The sequence below is a fragment of the Spirillospora sp. CA-294931 genome, from assembly GCF_050946795.1.
GTDB lineage: Bacteria > Actinomycetota > Actinomycetes > Streptosporangiales > Streptosporangiaceae > Spirillospora.
Genome location: NZ_CP192006.1, coordinates 6,210,842 through 6,226,482, shown reverse-complemented (window position 1 = coordinate 6,226,482; position 15,641 = coordinate 6,210,842). Strand labels below are relative to the sequence as shown.

General features: G+C 70.7%; 17 protein-coding genes. 6 read left to right on the top strand and 11 right to left on the bottom strand.

The genetic code is table 11. From position 1 onward, the window contains the following. Positions 1 to 37 precede the first annotated feature (37 nt). The gene (locus ACQPY4_RS27940; RefSeq protein WP_433325712.1) at positions 38 to 862 is read right to left on the bottom strand and encodes a phosphatase PAP2 family protein; all 825 of its coding nucleotides are present in this window, start codon (positions 860 to 862) and stop codon (positions 38 to 40) included. 13 nt (positions 863 to 875) lie between these two features. Continuing rightward, complete coding sequence (locus tag ACQPY4_RS27935; RefSeq protein ID WP_433325710.1) at positions 876 to 1,844, bottom strand: phosphatase PAP2 family protein; 969 nt, start codon at positions 1,842 to 1,844, stop codon at positions 876 to 878. 216 nt (positions 1,845 to 2,060) lie between these two features. Here ACQPY4_RS27935 and ACQPY4_RS27930 point away from each other — a divergent pair, with 216 nt between their 5' ends. After that, complete coding sequence (locus ACQPY4_RS27930) at positions 2,061 to 3,563, top strand: alpha/beta hydrolase (RefSeq protein ID WP_433325708.1); 1,503 nt, start codon at positions 2,061 to 2,063, stop codon at positions 3,561 to 3,563. 4 nt (positions 3,564 to 3,567) lie between these two features. On the opposite strand, the gene ACQPY4_RS27925 is transcribed toward ACQPY4_RS27930, so the two are convergent. Beyond that, the gene (locus ACQPY4_RS27925; protein ID WP_433325706.1) at positions 3,568 to 3,963 is read right to left on the bottom strand and encodes an OsmC family protein; all 396 of its coding nucleotides are present in this window, start codon (positions 3,961 to 3,963) and stop codon (positions 3,568 to 3,570) included. A gap of 98 nt (positions 3,964 to 4,061) precedes the next feature. After that, on the bottom strand, positions 4,062 to 6,287 hold the full coding sequence (locus tag ACQPY4_RS27920) for a DEAD/DEAH box helicase (RefSeq protein WP_433325704.1): 2,226 nt from the start codon (positions 6,285 to 6,287) through the stop codon (positions 4,062 to 4,064). Here ACQPY4_RS27920 and ACQPY4_RS27915 point away from each other — a divergent pair. The 3 genes from ACQPY4_RS27915 (at position 6,286) to ACQPY4_RS27905 (ending at position 8,059) form a co-directional block, all read left to right on the top strand. Further along, positions 6,286 to 6,942, top strand: a complete 657-nt coding sequence (locus ACQPY4_RS27915) for a class I SAM-dependent methyltransferase (protein ID WP_433325702.1) — start codon at positions 6,286 to 6,288, stop codon at positions 6,940 to 6,942. The two genes, ACQPY4_RS27920 and ACQPY4_RS27915, sit on opposite strands and share 2 nt — an antisense overlap. Positions 6,943 to 6,967: 25 nt before the next feature. Further along, a complete protein-coding gene (locus ACQPY4_RS27910; protein WP_433325700.1) occupies positions 6,968 to 7,159 on the top strand; it encodes a hypothetical protein in 192 nt (63 codons plus the stop codon). An 87-nt stretch (positions 7,160 to 7,246) separates the two neighbouring features. After that, complete coding sequence (locus ACQPY4_RS27905; protein ID WP_433325698.1) at positions 7,247 to 8,059, top strand: transporter substrate-binding domain-containing protein; 813 nt, start codon at positions 7,247 to 7,249, stop codon at positions 8,057 to 8,059. On the opposite strand, the gene ACQPY4_RS27900 is transcribed toward ACQPY4_RS27905, so the two are convergent. After that, positions 8,038 to 8,610: a DUF4232 domain-containing protein gene (locus tag ACQPY4_RS27900; RefSeq protein WP_433325696.1), complete on the bottom strand. Its 573-nt coding sequence runs from the start codon at positions 8,608 to 8,610 to the stop codon at positions 8,038 to 8,040. The genes ACQPY4_RS27905 and ACQPY4_RS27900 overlap by 22 nt on opposite strands. Before the next feature lie 88 nt (positions 8,611 to 8,698). Further along, on the bottom strand, positions 8,699 to 10,123 hold the full coding sequence (glnA, locus tag ACQPY4_RS27895) for a type I glutamate--ammonia ligase (RefSeq protein WP_433325694.1): 1,425 nt from the start codon (positions 10,121 to 10,123) through the stop codon (positions 8,699 to 8,701). Positions 10,124 to 10,289: 166 nt separating this feature from the next. Between glnA and ACQPY4_RS27890 the strand changes: the two genes are divergently transcribed. After that, positions 10,290 to 10,775, top strand: a complete 486-nt coding sequence (locus ACQPY4_RS27890) for an RDD family protein (protein WP_433325692.1) — start codon at positions 10,290 to 10,292, stop codon at positions 10,773 to 10,775. Between the two features lie 40 nt (positions 10,776 to 10,815). On the opposite strand, the gene ACQPY4_RS27885 is transcribed toward ACQPY4_RS27890, so the two are convergent. Together ACQPY4_RS27885 and lipA are read right to left on the bottom strand one after the other, a co-directional pair. Further along, a complete protein-coding gene (locus ACQPY4_RS27885; RefSeq protein WP_433325690.1) occupies positions 10,816 to 11,511 on the bottom strand; it encodes a DUF4191 domain-containing protein in 696 nt (231 codons plus the stop codon). 21 nt (positions 11,512 to 11,532) lie between these two features. Then, positions 11,533 to 12,462, bottom strand: coding sequence for a lipoyl synthase (gene lipA / locus ACQPY4_RS27880; RefSeq protein ID WP_433325688.1), 930 nt, complete (start codon positions 12,460 to 12,462; stop codon positions 11,533 to 11,535). A gap of 157 nt (positions 12,463 to 12,619) precedes the next feature. Here lipA and ACQPY4_RS27875 point away from each other — a divergent pair, with 157 nt between their 5' ends. Then, positions 12,620 to 13,129 (top strand): YfbM family protein, encoded by a 510-nt coding sequence (locus tag ACQPY4_RS27875; RefSeq protein WP_433325686.1) that lies wholly within the window; start codon positions 12,620 to 12,622, stop codon positions 13,127 to 13,129. On the opposite strand, the gene lipB is transcribed toward ACQPY4_RS27875, so the two are convergent. The 3 genes from lipB to ACQPY4_RS27860 form a co-directional block, all read right to left on the bottom strand. Further along, the gene (gene lipB, locus ACQPY4_RS27870) at positions 13,119 to 13,832 is read right to left on the bottom strand and encodes a lipoyl(octanoyl) transferase LipB (protein ID WP_433325684.1); all 714 of its coding nucleotides are present in this window, start codon (positions 13,830 to 13,832) and stop codon (positions 13,119 to 13,121) included. The two genes, ACQPY4_RS27875 and lipB, sit on opposite strands and share 11 nt — an antisense overlap. 17 nt (positions 13,833 to 13,849) lie before the next feature. Next, a complete protein-coding gene (locus ACQPY4_RS27865) occupies positions 13,850 to 14,587 on the bottom strand; it encodes a Type 1 glutamine amidotransferase-like domain-containing protein (RefSeq protein ID WP_433325682.1) in 738 nt (245 codons plus the stop codon). 95 nt (positions 14,588 to 14,682) lie between these two features. Then, entirely contained in the window at positions 14,683 to 15,570 is an 888-nt protein-coding gene (locus ACQPY4_RS27860) for a TIGR01777 family oxidoreductase (RefSeq protein ID WP_433325680.1), read from the bottom strand. Positions 15,571 to 15,641 lie beyond the last annotated feature (71 nt).

Sequence of the window (15,641 nt, the reverse complement as noted above, 5' to 3'; positions counted from 1 at the left end):
GGGACGGCGTTCGGCTGGGAGGGCGGACGGTGCCCAGTCAGGGGGAGGGGCGGACGGGGTCCGGCTCGGATCTCGACCGCGCCAGGATCAGCGCTCTCGCGCGATAGGGGACGCGGCTCAGCGCGTACCCGATGGCCAGCACCAGGCAGCCCGCCAGGGCGTCCAGCGTGTAGTGGTTGGCGGTCCCGATGATCACCACCAGCGTCGCGGCGGGGTACAGGACCGCGAGCACCACCACCCAGCGCCGCCGGACGATGCCGAGCACGGCCACCGAGCACCACAGGCCCCAGGCCATGTGCATAGAGGGCATCGCCGCGTACTGGTTGGACACCGTGGCCGTCGGGCCGGAGTCGTAGATGCCCCACGTCCCGAAGCTGATCACCGTGTCGGTGAAGCCGGGCAGCATCCGCGGCGGGGCCAGCGGGTAGAGCCAGAACCCGACCAGGCCGAGCAGGGTCGTGGCGAACAGCAGCGACCGGTAGCGGGCGTAATGGGCGGGCTGCCACACGTAGAGCCACACCATCACGCCGATCGTGATCACGAAGTGCAGCGTGGAGTAGAAGTAGTTGGCGGGCACCGCGAGCCAGCCGTTGGTGACGAAGAACCGGTTGAGCGAGTACTCGACGTCCAGGTTCAGCGTGTATTCGAGGTTGAGGATCTCGTAGGCCCGGTGGACGGCCATCGCGTGGTCGCGCGGCACCAGGTTGCGCACCGCCTCGTAGGCCAGGTAGCAGACCAGGAGCATCACCAGCTCAGGCCACAGGCGAGGACGGCCCGCGCCGCGGGCGGCCTCCTGCGTGGAGCTCGCCGCGGGGCGGGCCGGACGGGAGCCGGCCCCCGACACGTCCACCGACCTGGCCATGATCTCTAGGATCTCAAATGGCGGACCGGTGCGCACCACCGGGCGGTGCGGATTCGGTCAGTGTCTTCTCAGTTCGCGCGGTCGCGGCCCGGCGGGGGGCGGGAACCTCGCCGCCCGGCGCGAACACCGGCACGATCGGCTGCGACCAGCGGGACGCCAGCGCCCGGGTGCGTCCGGGGAGGCTGCGCACCCACGACGGCGGCCGGTGGTAGAGGAGCCAGGAGATCGCCAGGGCCCCGGCGATCAGGGCGATGCCCGCGATGGCGTCCAGGATGTAGTGGTTGGCCGTACCGAGGATGACGTACACGGTCGTCGCCGGGTAGAGCACGCCCAGCACCTTGGCCCACCGCCGGGTCGTGCGGACCAGGATGAACCCGCACCACAGCGCCCAGCCCGCGTGCATCGACGGCATCGCGGCGTACTGGTTGGTCAGGTTGGCCGAGGCGTCGCTGGCGTACAGGCCCCAGGTCTGCAGCGCCGACACCGGGTCGACGAACCCCTCGGACGGCAGGAAGCGCGGCGGGGCCAGCGGGTAGAGCCAGAACCCGATCAGCGCCATGCCGGTCGCGACCATGATCCCGGTGCGGAGCCAGCGGTAGTCCTGCGGGCGATGGCGATAGACCCAGACCACCACGACCAGCGTCACCCCGAAATGGGCGGTGCCGTAGAAGATGTTGGCCGCCTTGGCCAGCCAGGGCACGCCGAGCAGCCACTGGTTGACGCCCAGTTCGACATCGATCCCGAGATATCGCTCCAGCGTGAGGACCTGGTCCGCGTGGGCGAAGGCAGGTCCCGTTCCGTCCTGAACCAGGACCATACGGGTGACCGTATAGCCTGTGTAGAACAGGGCGATGAGCAGAAGCTCGCGCCAGAGCGGCGGTGCGGTCAGCGACCGCGGCAGCCGCGGCCGGCCGGTCCGCGTCTCCGCGCGATGGGCCTGGTCGGACTGGCCTCGGGGTCGTGCTGGGGCGATTTGGGCCATGGTACCTATCTTTGCGGCGCGGCCCCCGTCTTGAGATCACCACGCCGAATGGTCTTCATCTCAGACTTGAGTAGTACGCCCCCGATGCCGCATCCGGACTTTCGGGGGAGACGTTCGTGGATGTATGGGGGAGTGACCCCTGTGGTCGATGATGCATCAGCTCATAGGGGGTGGGTAGGTCATCTGAGCCCCCCGTGAGACGAACGGAGGGCGCAAATGGCGTGGACCAGGCCAATACCCGCTGTCGCGGTGGCCATGGCCGCCTCGGTGACCGCTTTTGGCCTGTCCACCTGGGGGAGGAGCGCCGACTCCACCCGGAGCGCGGCGTGGGCGTCCCGGGCACTTCCGGCTTCCGTCCTGGGCCAGCGTCCCGTGTGGAAGGGCTGCGGCGCCCCCTTCGAATGCACCAGCGTCAAGGTACCCCGGGACTACTCCGCCCCTGAGAACGGCGGGACGATCGCCCTGGCTCTCGTCAGGGTCAGGGCCGCGCGCCCCCAGGGCCGCCTCGGGTCATTGGTCTTCGCCTTCGGGGGGCCCGGCAGCTCGGGCATCGAGGGCCTCAGGCGGGCCGCGGCGGGCTACCGGAACCTCAACACCCGTTACGACCTGGTGAGCTTCGACCCGCGCGGTGCAGGACGCAGCACCGCCGTCGACTGCCTGGACGACGCGTCCATGGACCGCTTCGTCGCCCTGGACGCCTCGCCCGACGACCCGGCGGAGGAAACGGCGCTCACCGGCGGCCACACGTCCTTCCGGCGCGCCTGCCAGACCAACTCGGGGGGCCTTCTCCCGTATGTCGGGACGTCCAACGCCGCACGCGACCTGGACGTCGTCCGCGCCGTCCTCGGCGACCGGCGGCTCCACTACTTCGGGACGTCCTACGGGACGTGGCTCGGCGGCCACTACGCCCACCAGCTGCCGGGAAGGGTCGGCCGCGCCGTCCTGGACGGGGCGGTCGACACCGAGCTCGGCCCGCTGGACCTCGGCCTCCAGCAGGCGGCGGCGTCGCAGCGCGCGCTCGGCGACTTCGCCGCGTTCTGCGCGCGGGCCTGCCCCTCCGGCGTCGGCCAGGCCTCGATCGCCGCTCTGCTGGACGAGCTCGACCGCCGTCCGCTGCCCGCCGCGGACGGCCGGGAGCTCACCCAGAGCCTCGGCACGACCGGCGTCTCCGCCGCCCTGCGCTCCAAGCGGCTCTGGCCGGCGCTCGCGCGGGGCCTGACCGAGGCGAAGCGGGGCGGCGGCACCGTCCTGCTCGCGCTGGCAGACACGCGGAACGGGCGGCGCGGCGACGGCCGCTACGGCAACCTGGACGCCGCCCGGACCGCGATCACCTGCGCGGACACTCCCGACCGCTACGACGCCGCCGACGTGCGCGAGCTGCTGCCCCGATACCGCAATGTGTCGCCGGTCTTCGGGCCGTCCCTGGCGTGGGACCTGCTGGACTGCGCGGGCTGGCCCGTCCCGGGCGACCCCGCCGCCCGGGAGGTGAGCGCCCCCGGTGCCGCGCCGATGGTCGTCATCGGCACCACCGGCGACCCCGCCACCCCGTATGCCTGGGCCCCCGCCCTCACCAAGGGACTGGGCGGACGCGCCGCGCTCCTCACCCTCCAGGGGGAGGGCCACGGCGCCTACGACACCGGCGACCCGTGCGTCCGCCGCGCCGTCGACGCCTATCTGCTGGACGGCGTCGTCCCGTCCAACGGAGCCACCTGCGGCTGAACGGCTACGGGAGGATCTGGTCGACCTTCTTCGGCTCCTTGAGGGCGTTCCCGACCGTGCAGTAGCTGTCGTGCACGCGCTTGGCCACCTTGGCGAACACGTCGGCGGCCCGCTCGTCGCCCTCGGGGAGCTCGACGTCATAGCTGATGGTGATCGTCCCCAGCGAACTGGTCGCGACCTTCTCCGCCTCGACCGTCGCGGCCAGCCGGACCAGCCGGTGCCCCCGCTGGGCGGTCAGGGGCTCGACGCTCACCAGCTCGCAGCCCCCCAGCGCCGCCAGCAGCAGCTCGACCGGCGAGAACACGCCCTCGGCGTCGGAGTCGCCGATCGCGACCCGCGCGCCCCGGTCGTTGGTGGCCTCGAAACCGTCCTCGGTGCGCTCGACCTTCACCGTCGCCATGGATCCCCTTTGATCGTCCGGAAATATGTCGCCCATCGAAACACGACGGACCGTCCAGAACTTCCCCGACCCCAGGTGCCGACGCGTTGACCACCGATCTATCCGTGGCCCGCCAGACGCTCCTGCTCCTCCTCGACGATGCGGGCGGCCAGGCTCTGCTCGGAGATGTCGAGGGCCTCGGGGTTGGACTCGGCGACCTGGCTGCGGCGCGCGTAGGCGTCGAACAGGGCGTCCTTGGAGCGCAGGAGCCGCAGCATCCGCTCGTCGACGCTGTCGGGGGTCAGCAGGCGGTGCGACTGGACGCGCCTGACCTGCCCCATGCGATGCGCCCGCGCCACGGCCTGGTGCTCCAGCGCGGGCTTCACCTGCGGCTCGCAGATGATCACGACGGAGGCGGCCTGGAGGTTCAGGCCCGTGCCGCCCGCCTGGATCTGCGCCAGCAGCACCGCGTGTCCGGGCACGTTCCCGAAGCCGTCGGCGATGAGCTGGCGCCGCACGGCCGGGACGTCACCGGCGATCGGCCCGTGCGCCGCGCCGTCCAGCGCCTGCCCCACGGCTGCCAGCACCGCCCGGAAGTAGGAGAAGACCACTACCTTCAGCCCGTTGGCCTCGGCCTCCTCCACCAGCTCCACCACCCGCCGCAGCTTCGCCGAGCCCCGGGGGTCGGCGTAGGCGGCGGCGCGCATCGCCATGAAGTTGCCGGACGCCACCGCCCGCCGGTAGACGGCCTCGTCGGTGGCGCTGAACTCCTCCCACTCGTCCACATGGACGACCTCGGGCAGCTCGACCAGCACGTCAGGCTGGTTGCGGCGCAGGTAGACCGGCGCCACCGCCGCGCGGAACGCCTCGGGCCCCATCGCCGCGTCGCTGCGCCTGATCTCGGGCAGCAGGTCGGGACGCAGCCGCGCCACCAGATTGCGGAACTCCTCGACGCGGTTCTCCATCGGCGTGCCGGTCAGGAACAGCACCCGCTCGGTGCGCGCGCACCACCCGGCCACCGCCCGGGACCGCCGCGTCTCGGGGTTCTTCACCAGATGCGCCTCGTCGACCACGAACAGCCCCGGCCGCACGTCGTCGGGGACGTCGAGCGTGTGCAGGGTGTCGAGCGTGGTGACCGCGACACCGCCGTCGCGCGCCCACTCCTTCAGGGCGTTCGCCCGGTCGGGGCCGTGCACCGGGACCGCCGTCAGGGCGCTGCGCCCCTCGATCTCGCGCGTCCAGTTGATCAGCACGCTGGCCGGGCACGCCACCAGGAAATGCGTCGCGCCCTCGCTGGCCAGGTGCGCCATCGCCGCCAGGGCCTGGACGGTCTTGCCCAGCCCCATCTCGTCACCGACGATCGACCGGCGCTGCGCGAGCGCGAACCGCGCCCCGAAAGACTGGTACCCGCGCAGCGACACCCGAAGGCGGCTCTGGTCGAGCGGCTGGTCCTTGACCCGCTGGGCGATGTCGTCGGGCAGGAACCCCTCGGCCGCGTGACGCTCGGGCTCCAGCGCCGCGATCTCGGCGAGCAGGGCGTAATAGTCGGACGCGCGCAGCTCGAAGTCGATCCACGCCTCGTCGGGCCGCGCGTCCGGCCGGAGCAGGTCGACCGACGCCTGCGGGATCAGCTCGGGCTCGACCTGCCCGCGCAGCACCTCCGCGATGCCGGCCAGCGCCTCGAAGGCCCGCTCCTTGCGCGCGCGCCCGGCGAACAACCGCCGCCAGAAGCCCACGCCACGCCGCGCGACCGGCACCAGGGCCGCAAGCCGCCGGTCGATCTCGTCGGCCGCCGCCCGCGCCCGGGGGAGGTCGGGCCCGGCGTTGACCAGCCGGTGCAGCGCGATCACCAGTGCCGTGGTGCGGTCGTCGCGCCCCTCGACATCGATCCGGACGCTCGCCGCCCGCTCGGCGGCCTCGCAGATCTGCCGCGCCGCCGCGTGGACCTGCTGCGCGGTCTTGGGCCCGATACCCGGCAGCGCCTGCAGCTCGTACGGCGAGGCGTCGAGCACCTGGAGCACCGAGCCGTATTCGGCCCGTTCGAGCGCGGTGAGGCGAAGCTGGCCCCCGGTGACGTCCTTCAGCCGGCCGAGCGGGATCTCGGCGAGCTGCTCGCGCGCCGCCTCCGTCCGCAGCGGCGCCAGCGCCCCGTGAACCTCCCGCAGCGCACCGCGATGGTCACCGATCAGGTCGCGCGCGGAACCCCACAGGGCCGTCCCGTCGCGCAGGACGTCCTTGGGCGCCCGCTCCGCTCGCGCCCTGGCGTCCTCCCTCGTCACCGTGCCCATGATGCCAGCAGCCACCGACATCGCCCGGTCGGCCGGGTCGGCTAGGTTCGCCGCCATGACCGACCACCTGAGCGAGGCACGACGCTTCTACGACACGATCGCCGACGACTACGTCGTCTGCTACGGCACCGAGCTCGCCGAGAACGTGATGGGCCGCGCCTTCCTCGGCGCGTTCGCCGAACTGGCCGCCGGGGGAAAGGTGGCCGACGTCGGCTGCGGGCCCGGCCACACCACCGCGCTGCTCGACTCGCTGGGCGTGGACGTCTTCGGCCTCGACCTGTCGCCCGGAATGATCGCGCACGCCCGCCGCGCCCTGCCCGCCGTCCGGTTCGAGGAGGGCACGATGACCGAGCTCCCCGTCGCCGACGGCGCGCTGTCGGGCATCGTCGCCTGGTACTCGATCATCCACCTGCCGCCCGAGCTCGTCCCGGACGCCATCGCCGAGTTCCACCGGGCGCTCGCCCCCGGTGGCCACCTCGTCCTGGCCTTCCAGATCGGCGACGAACCCCTGCGCGTCGACCAGCCGCACGGCCACCCGGTGGCGCTCGACTCCTACCGCTGGCAACCCGACCGCGTGACCGAGCTCCTCGCCGACGCCGGGTTCGTCATGGCCGCCCACTTGACCACCCCGCCCAACAAGTACGACACCACACCCCAGGCGTATCTCCTGGCCCACAAACCCGACGAGCATGCCTCCGACCAGTCCGGGTAGGGGCACAAGGGAAAGGAGAGAACAGATGCCCAACCCACAGGACCGCGACCTGCGCAGGTCGGAGCGCACCTCGGTCACCGAGGAGCCCGCGCCCGAGGCCACCGACCCCAAACCGACCCGCACCGGGGGCCACGCCCACGGAACCGACAAGGGCGACAAGGGAGGCGGAGAAGGCGGCGGCGTACCGCCCGACCAACGCCCCGACCACCCCGAATGACGTCCGGATGTGGTCGTTATCCGCATTTTCGCGGATGATCACCGATAATCTGCGTCGATCACTCTAGCTCGCGGGGGACGGCGCTCGATGCCCGGACGAACAGCGCGCATCCTGACGGCCGTCGCCCTGGCGTGCGGCCTGACGGCGTGCGGAACAACCGAACAAGGCTCCCTCCTGGACAAGGAGACCCTGACGGTCGGCGTGCGCCCAGACCTGCCCGGCCTGGGCCTCAAGCGCAAGGACGGCACCTTCGAGGGCTTCGACATCGACGTCGCCCGCTACGTCGCCCGCAAGATCGACCGCGACGTCAGGTTCGTCCCGGCGCTGGCCTCCGACCGGATCCCGTTCCTGGTGTCCGGCCGCGTCGACATGATGCTGGCCACCCTGTCGATCACCCCGGACCGCAAGACCGAGATCGCCTACGCGGGCCCCTACTTCGTGTCCTACCAGGACATCATGGTCCGCCAGAACGACCGCGCCCGGGGCGTCCGCGACCTCAAGGGCCGCCGCTTCTGCGCCGTCAAGGGCTCCGACCCCGCCCGCCGCGTCGCGACGCTGCGCGGGATGACCGTCGTCCAGGTCCCCGCCGACCACTACGACCAGTGCATGAGTCTGCTCAAGGCCGACCGCATCGACGCCATCACCACCAACGACGTGATCCTCGCGGGCCTCATCAAACGCGAGGGCCGCGGCCTCCGCCTCGTCGGCGCCCAGATCAGCGAGCAGCACACCGCCATCGGCATCCGCCGCGGCGACCCGGACGCCTGCGAGGCCCTCAACCGCGCCATCACCCAGATGTACCAGGACGGCACGGCCCAAAGGCTCGTCCGCAAATGGTTCTCCGGCACCGGCCTCGACCTCACCCACCTGGGCGTCCCTCAGTTCGAGGGCTGCCTCTGAGACTCGGGTGCCCGCACCCATGGCCCGACCCCCACCTTGCCGGTCGTCCCGAGATCGATATTGACGCCGACGACCCGCTGAACCGCCGTCCCCGGCGACACCGTCACGTCCACGGCGTCGGCCGTCTCGGCGGCCTTCACCCCGTCCAGCACCAGATTCCGCCATGCGACCCCCGCCACGGCCTGCTCACCCGGCTTCAGACTCACCGTCCCCGGCGCACGGTCCAACTCGGGCAAGGTCGCCACCCCCGCCGCCCCACGCCCCACCCGCACCTTGAGCGCCTTCCCCTCCGCGTCGAAGAGCGCCACCTGCGGATACCCCTTGACCCGCAACCGCTTCCGGCCGCAGTTGACGATCCGCAGGCTCATCACCCGCAACCCCATCGCCGCGTCGGCCTCGTCCGCCGAAACCCTGAGCCCCGACCGAGGACAGGGCGGCGGCGCCCAAACCGAAGCCGACACCGAAGGCGAAGCCCGCGGCGCCGCCGGCACCACCTCACTCCCACAAGCGGCGCTCATCACCACCACCGGAACCACCCAGACCGCCCGCACGACCCCTCCCTCGATCCCCTCCCCACCCTCCCACGCAGTGAGCCCCCCGGCCTCAGGGCCAGGGGGCTCACCGGTGACGAAGAGCGAGTTAGATGTCGTAGTACAACTCGAACTCGTGGGGGTGGGGGCGGAGGCGGATCGGGTCGATCTCGAACTCGCGCTTCATGGCGATCCAGGTCTCGACCAGGTCCGGGGTGAAGACGCCGCCTTCCAGGAGGTAGTCGTGGTCGGCTTCCAGGGCCGTCAGGACTTCCTCCAGCGAGCCGGGGACCTGGGGAATGGCGCGGGCCTCTTCGGGCGGGAGCTCGTAGAGGTCCTTGTCGACCGGCTCGGCGGGCTCGATCTTGTTCTTGATGCCGTCGAGGCCGGCCATGAGCATGGCGGAGAAGGCCAGGTACGGGTTGCAGGACGGGTCCGGGACGCGGAACTCGACGCGCTTGGCCTTCGGGTTCGAGCCGGTGATCGGGATGCGGATGCAGGCCGAGCGGTTGCGCTGGGAGTAGACCAGGTTGACCGGGGCCTCGTAGCCGGGGACCAGGCGGTGGTAGGAGTTCACCGTCGGGTTGGTGAAGGCCAGCAGCGACGGGGCGTGCTTGAGCAGGCCGCCGATGTAGTAGCGGGCGTTGTCCGACAGGCCCGCGTAGCCGACCTCGTCGTAGAACAGCGGCGAGCCGTCCTTCCAGAGCGACTGGTGGACGTGCATGCCCGAGCCGTTGTCGCCGAAGATCGGCTTCGGCATGAACGTGACGGTCTTGCCCGCGGCGCGCGCGACGTTCTTGACGATGTACTTGTACAGCATCAGGTTGTCGGCGGTCTTGAGCAGCGTGTCGAAGCGGAAGTCGATCTCCGCCTGGCCCGCGGTGCCGACCTCATGGTGCTGCATCTCGACATGGATGTCGGCGTTGAGCAGCTGGGTGACCATCTCCGAGCGCAGGTCGGTGTAGTGGTCCATCGGCGGGACGGGGAAGTAGCCGCCCTTGTAGGGGGGCTTGGCGCCGAGGTTGCCGCCCGGCTCCTCGCGTCCGGTGTTCCAGGCGCCCTCGACCGAGTCGAGGTAGTAGTAGCCCGCGTTCTCCCTGGTCTCGAAGCGGACGTCGTCGAAGATGTAGAACTCGGCCTCGGGGCCGACGTAGACGGTGTCGGCGACGCCGGTGCCGCGCAGGTAGTCCTGGGCCTTCTTGGCGACGTTGCGCGGGTCGCGGCTGTAGGGCTCCCCGGTCAGCGGGTCGTGCACGAAGAAGTTGAGGTTCAGCGTCTTGTGCTGGCGGAAGGGGTCCAGGACGGCGGTGGCGGGGTCGGGCAACAGGAGCATGTCCGACTCGTGGATCTCCTGGAATCCACGGACCGAGGACCCGTCGAACATGAGCCCCTCGGTGAAGACGCTCTCACCGAAGCTCTCGACCGGGAACGTGAAGTGCTGCATCTTGCCTGGCAGGTCCACGAACCGGCAGTCGACGAATCGCACACCTTCGTTCCTGATGTAGCTCAGGACCTCTTCGGCGCTGCTGAACATCCAGCCTCCCTGGGGCGCTATCTGGGCTTACGGCAGGCTACGGGAGCGCCGTTTCCCGGCCATGTCCCATGTGTTTCGTCTGTGTTACGCGTCACACGGTGTCAGGAGCCAGGCGCTGGGCCCGACCCAGTCAGGTCTTTACCCAGGGACGGGATAGCGTATGGCTATGAGCAGTGGGAAGGACCGGCCGGCTTCGGAAGCGCGCTGGACGCAGACGTGGTTGGGCGGCGCGCGCGCGGCGGGGGCCGACCTGGGGTACCCGGGGGAGGGCCTCGGCCTTCCGGAGAGCGGCAGCGGTTCCGTCGCGGGATACGGGCGGCGCTTGGTGTCGCTCTTCCTCGACTGGCTGCTGGCGCTGCTGGTGGCCGCGCTTCTGGCCAACGCGCTGGGCTGGTCACCGATAGAGCGGCAACTGGGGACGTCGGCCGTCTTCGGCGTCTCGGTCTGGCTGATGACCGGGCTGGTCGGGACGACGATCGGCAAGCGGCTGTGCGGCCTGCGGGTGGTGCGGCTGGGCGGCGGCCCCGTAGGGCCGCTGTGGGGCCTGGTCAGGACGCTGCTGTTGCTGCTGGTCGTCCCCGCCCTGATCTGGGACCGCGACTACCGCGGTCTGCACGATCGGGCGGCCAACACCGTCGTTGTGAACTTCTGAGAAAGGCGCCCCCGTCGACTGGGGGCGCCTTCGGTAGGTCTCAGCGCATCTTGGGCTTGGGGCCCTTGGGCATCTTGGCGCCCTTGGGCATCGGGCCCTTGGGCATCTGCATCGACCGGGGGAGCGCCTGGAGGCGGTCGTTCAGCTCGGCGACCTGGCCCTTGGACAGGTTGCGGGGGAGCTTCATCAGGTGCCGCTGGAGCTTGTCGACGGGGATCTGGCCCTCGTCGTCCCCGACCTGGACGTCATAGATCGGGACCTGCTGGGCGGCACGGGAGATGCGCTTCTTCTCCGCGCCCAGCAGCGGCCCCACCCGGGAGCGCGGGCCCTCGGACACCAGCACGACCCCGGCGCGGCCGACCGCACGGTGCACCATGTCGAGGTTGCGGTTGCCGCTCACCGCCTCGGTGACCGTCCAGCCGCCGCGCATGTTCTTCAGGATCGCCGCGGCCGCCCCCGGCTGGCCCGCGATCACCTTGTACTGCGCGCGCTGGGCCATCTGACCGAAGATGATCATGCCGACGGCGAACGCGGCCAGCAGCGCCAGCGGGATGAAGAACCACAGCTGGCCGATGAGCATCCCGATGAGGAGGACGACGACCAGGGTGCCGATCGCCGAGGCGAAGACGATCGGCAGGGCCTTGGGATCGGCCTGCCTGAGCAGCCGGGCGACCATGCGGATCTGGTTGAAACGGCCCGGACGCTCCTGGGCCCCGTCCGTGGGCTTGTTCGACATATCCCCAAGGATAGTCGTGTCCTACTCCTGCCGAGCCTCCACGGCCTGCTTGTAGAGGCGCCCGGCCCGGTAGCTGGACCGGACGAGCGGCCCGGACATCACCCCGGCGAACCCGATCTCCTCGGCCTCGGCCGACAGCTCCACGAACTCCTCGGGCTTGACCCAGCGCTCCACCGGGTGGTGCCGGGGGCTCGGACGCAGGTACTGGGTGATCGTGATCAGTTCGCAACCGGCCGCGTGCAGGTCGCGCAGCGCCGCGGAGACCTCCTCGCGGTTCTCGCCCATGCCCAGGATCAGGTTGGACTTGGTGACCAGCCCGTCCTCCCGCGCCTTGGTGATCACTTCGAGGGAGCGCTCGTAGCGGAACCCGGGACGGATCCGCTTGAAGATGCGGGGGACGGTCTCGACGTTGTGCGCCAGCACCTCGGGACGCGAGGAGAACACCTCGGCCAGCTGGTCGGGGTCGGCGTTGAAGTCGGGGATGAGCAGCTCGACGCCGCAGCCGGGGATCGCGGCGTGGATCTGCCGGACCGTCTCGGCGTACAGCCAGGCGCCGCCGTCCTCGAGGTCGTCGCGCGCCACACCGGTCACGGTGGCGTACTTCAGGCCCATCTGGGCCACGGACTCGGCCACGCGGCGCGGCTCGTCACGGTCGAGCGCGGCGGGCTTGCCGGTGTCGATCTGGCAGAAGTCGCAGCGCCGGGTGCACTGGTCGCCGCCGATGAGGAACGTGGCCTCGCGATCTTCCCAGCATTCGTAGATGTTGGGACACCCGGCCTCCTGGCACACCGTGTGCAGCCCCTCGGACTTCACCAGTTTGGTGAGTTCCTTGTACTGGGGCCCCATCTTCAGACGCGTCTTGATCCAGTCGGGCTTGCGCTCGATGGGGGTCTCGGCGTTGCGGGCTTCAATGCGCAGGAGCTTGCGCCCCTCAGGTGTCACCGTCGTCACCTCAACAGATTACGTCGCGATCAACGGACTCGGCACATCCGCCGGATCGTCTGCCAGAACATGAGCCCCAAGCCATTTCCCGCGTTTCGACCCTTGGTAGCTGTCGATCTCTCTAGGGTGACTCCCTGTCGTCATGTCGTAAGCAGGAGGGTCAGCCGTGGGTCTGGCAATGTCGTACCTCAGGGTGCCGCCGGTGCTGGAGGGGGAGCCGGATCCGGGCCGGATCGCGCGCAGCCTCTTCGGGCAGCCCGGCTGGCGCAAGCGCGCCGGGGAGGTGGTCGACCTCGGGATGTACTGGCAGGCCCTGCACTTCCTGATCACCGGGGACGCCTGGGAAGGACGGCCGCCCGAGGCCGACGTGGTCTGCGGCGGGCGGCTGCTCACCGAGGACGGCGCCGCCGAGCTCGGCCTGGACGTCATCTACCTGGCGCCCGACCGGGTCAAGCCGACCGCCGACCATCTGGCGGCCACGCCGTTCGCCACGATCGCCGGGCGCTTCGACCCGGCCGCGATGGCGGCGGCGGACGTCCAGGACGCCAAGACCCTCGACGTCAGGGCGCGCGACAAGGCGCTCAAGCCCGCCTACGAGGAGCTGACGCGCTTCTTCCGGACGGCGGCCACCGACGGCCAGGCCGTCTACAAGGTCATGGCGGAGATCAGACGCTGACCGTGTCGAGCTGCGTGGTGGTGCGGTGGAAGACCTCCACCGCACCCAGCGCCTCGGCCAGGTGACGCTCGACGATCGGCGTCACCTCGGCGACCGTGACCTGGCGGCCCAGCTCCCGGCTGAGCGAGGTCGAGCCGGCGTCGCTGATCCCGCACGGGATGATCCGGTCGAACCACGACATGTCATTGTCGCAGTTGATCTGGAAGCCGTGCATGGTCACGCCCTGGCGCACCCGGAGACCGATCGAGCCGATCTTGCGGTCGGGGGTGCCCGGCACCCACAGACCGCTGCGGCTCTCGACGAACTTGGTCTCCAGCCCGAACTCGGCGCAGACCGCCATCATCATCCGCTCCAGCAGCCGGACGAAGGTCACGCCGCTCTTGGAGTCGGGAAGCTTGACGATCGGGTAGCCGGTCAGCTGCCCGGGACCATGCCAGGTGATCTTGCCGCCCCGATCGACGTCGATCACCGGGGCCCCCGGGTCACCGACCGGACGGTCGAGCGCGCCGGTGCGCTTGCCGGCGGTGTAGACCGGCTCGTGCTCCAGCAGCAGCAGAGTGTCGGAGATCTCGTCCGCCAGGCGGCGTTCCAGCGTGCGTTTCTGGAGGTCCCAGCCCTGGACGTAGGGGACGGCCGCCGTCCCGAACCCGACGTGGACGATCACCAGTTCCCGTACCGCAACGCGTGCGTCAAGGTCGCTCACGGCGTCCAGCCTACGCGCTAGAGCGACGCCAGCCGTCTCGGGTCGATCACGGTCTCCTTGGCCGCGCCCGAGCCGTCGGGCTCGATCCGGTAGGCGTGCGCGCCGTCGCCGTAGGAGACGGCCTGGACGAACTCGGTGCCCACGTAGTGCAGCCCGACCCTTTCGTCGGCGGCGTAGCCGCCGGGCAGCGTGCCCTCGCCGACGAGCTGCTGCAGCAGCGGGCGCCGCTGGGTGTCGCTGTCGTAGTGGACGCCGCAGGAGTAGGGCAGGAAGCCCAGCCCGTCGGTCAGCGGGCGCAGCTGCGGCCCGTAGGAGTCGGTGTTGCCGCCGACGTGCCAGCACAGCGCGCCCGCGCTCTGCCCGGACAGCACCACGCCCTCGTGCCACGCCTCGCGCATGACCTCGTCCACGCCGTGCAGCCGCCACAGCGCCAGCAGGTTGGCCACGCTGCCGCCGGACACGTAGATCAGGTCCTGGGCGAGCAGGTGCGAGCGGACGTCGGCCACGTTCGGCATCGGGAACAGCGCCAGATGGCTGACCTCGGCGTCGAGCCGGGAGAACGCCGCGTAGAAGCGGGCGATGTACTCGTTGCCGTCGCCGAGTGCCGTGGTGAGGAAGCAGATCCGCGGGCGGTCCTGGCCGGTGAGGTCGAGGGCGTAACGCATAAGGGGGCTGGGCGACATGCCGTACCGGTCGTCCGGGACGAGTGTCCCGCCACCGATAGCGAGGATGTGCGGCTGTCCGTCCGTGCTCATCGCGGCTCACTCCCGTTCGGAACTGCTCTCAGTGTCACCGTACGACTACCGAGAGGGATCATGTGTCATTTTGGGGTTTCTTGGTGAGGACGTCATCATCTGAGCAATGCGCGCAGGGCGCCGTCCAGCTCCGGGTGCATGAACGCGAACCCGGTCTCCGACAGCCGGTTCGGCACGGCCCGCTGGCTGACCAGCGGCCCCTCGTCCGCGAGCCCCCGCAGGACGGCCCGCAACGCGAACGCGGGCACCGCCAGCACGGCGGGACGTCCCAGCGCCCGCCCGAGCGCCTTGGTGAACTCGGCATTGGTCACCGGCGCGGGCGCCGTCAGGTTCACCGGCCCCGCCACCTCGTGATCGATCAGATGCCGCAACGCGGCGACCTCGTCGTCCAGGGAGATCCAGCTCATCCACTGCCGCCCGTTCCCGAGCTTGGCGCCCAGCCCGAGCTTGAACGGCAGCAGCGTCTTGCCCATGAGCCCGCCCTTGGCGTCCAGGACGATGCCTGTACGCGCGTAGGCGACCCGTACGCCCGCGTTTGCCGCCGGTTGGGCCGCCGCCTCCCAATCCCGCACCAGATCGGCCAGAAAGCCCGTTCCGCCCCGCGAGGTCTCGTCCAGCTCCTCGCCGCCCCGGTCACCGTAGAACCCGACCGCCGACCCGCAAACCAGAACCCGAGGCCCATCGTCCGCCCCGGCGATGGCCTCGGCCAGCGTCCGCGTCCCCTGGAGCCGGCTCTCCCGGATCTGCCGCTTGTACGACGCCGTCCAGGGCCGGTCGGCCACGCCCGCTCCCGCCAGATGCACCACCGCATCCGCCCCCCGAAGCGCCGAGGCATCAACCGACCCCCCGGGACTCCACCGAGCCTCGCCCGCCCCCCGCGGCTCCCGCCGCACCAGCCGCACGACCTCGTGCCCGTCCCTGAGCAGCTCCTTGACGAGCCTGCCCCCGATAAGTCCGCTGGCCCCACTGACAACGATCTTCACCCACCCACCGTAACCCCCGACCTAGCCCCCCACCCGCCCAACACGACCCCCCAACCAAAAGCCGTGTGCCG

Excerpts from the sequence above, each read along its gene's own strand:
- ACQPY4_RS27940 (WP_433325712.1), bottom strand. The coding sequence starts at position 862 with ATGGCCAGGTCGGTGGACGTGTCGGGGGCCGGCTCCCGTCCGGCCCGC.
- ACQPY4_RS27935 (WP_433325710.1), bottom strand. The coding sequence starts at position 1,844 with ATGGCCCAAATCGCCCCAGCACGACCCCGAGGCCAGTCCGACCAGGCC.
- ACQPY4_RS27930 (WP_433325708.1), top strand. The coding sequence starts at position 2,061 with ATGGCGTGGACCAGGCCAATACCCGCTGTCGCGGTGGCCATGGCCGCC.
- ACQPY4_RS27925 (WP_433325706.1), bottom strand. The coding sequence starts at position 3,963 with ATGGCGACGGTGAAGGTCGAGCGCACCGAGGACGGTTTCGAGGCCACC.
- ACQPY4_RS27915 (WP_433325702.1), top strand. The coding sequence starts at position 6,286 with ATGACCGACCACCTGAGCGAGGCACGACGCTTCTACGACACGATCGCC.
- ACQPY4_RS27920 (WP_433325704.1), bottom strand. The coding sequence starts at position 6,287 with ATGGCGGCGAACCTAGCCGACCCGGCCGACCGGGCGATGTCGGTGGCT.
- ACQPY4_RS27910 (WP_433325700.1), top strand. The coding sequence starts at position 6,968 with ATGCCCAACCCACAGGACCGCGACCTGCGCAGGTCGGAGCGCACCTCG.
- ACQPY4_RS27905 (WP_433325698.1), top strand. The coding sequence starts at position 7,247 with ATGCCCGGACGAACAGCGCGCATCCTGACGGCCGTCGCCCTGGCGTGC.
- glnA (WP_433325694.1), bottom strand. The coding sequence starts at position 10,123 with ATGTTCAGCAGCGCCGAAGAGGTCCTGAGCTACATCAGGAACGAAGGT.
- ACQPY4_RS27890 (WP_433325692.1), top strand. The coding sequence starts at position 10,290 with ATGAGCAGTGGGAAGGACCGGCCGGCTTCGGAAGCGCGCTGGACGCAG.
- ACQPY4_RS27885 (WP_433325690.1), bottom strand. The coding sequence starts at position 11,511 with ATGTCGAACAAGCCCACGGACGGGGCCCAGGAGCGTCCGGGCCGTTTC.
- ACQPY4_RS27865 (WP_433325682.1), bottom strand. The coding sequence starts at position 14,587 with ATGAGCACGGACGGACAGCCGCACATCCTCGCTATCGGTGGCGGGACA.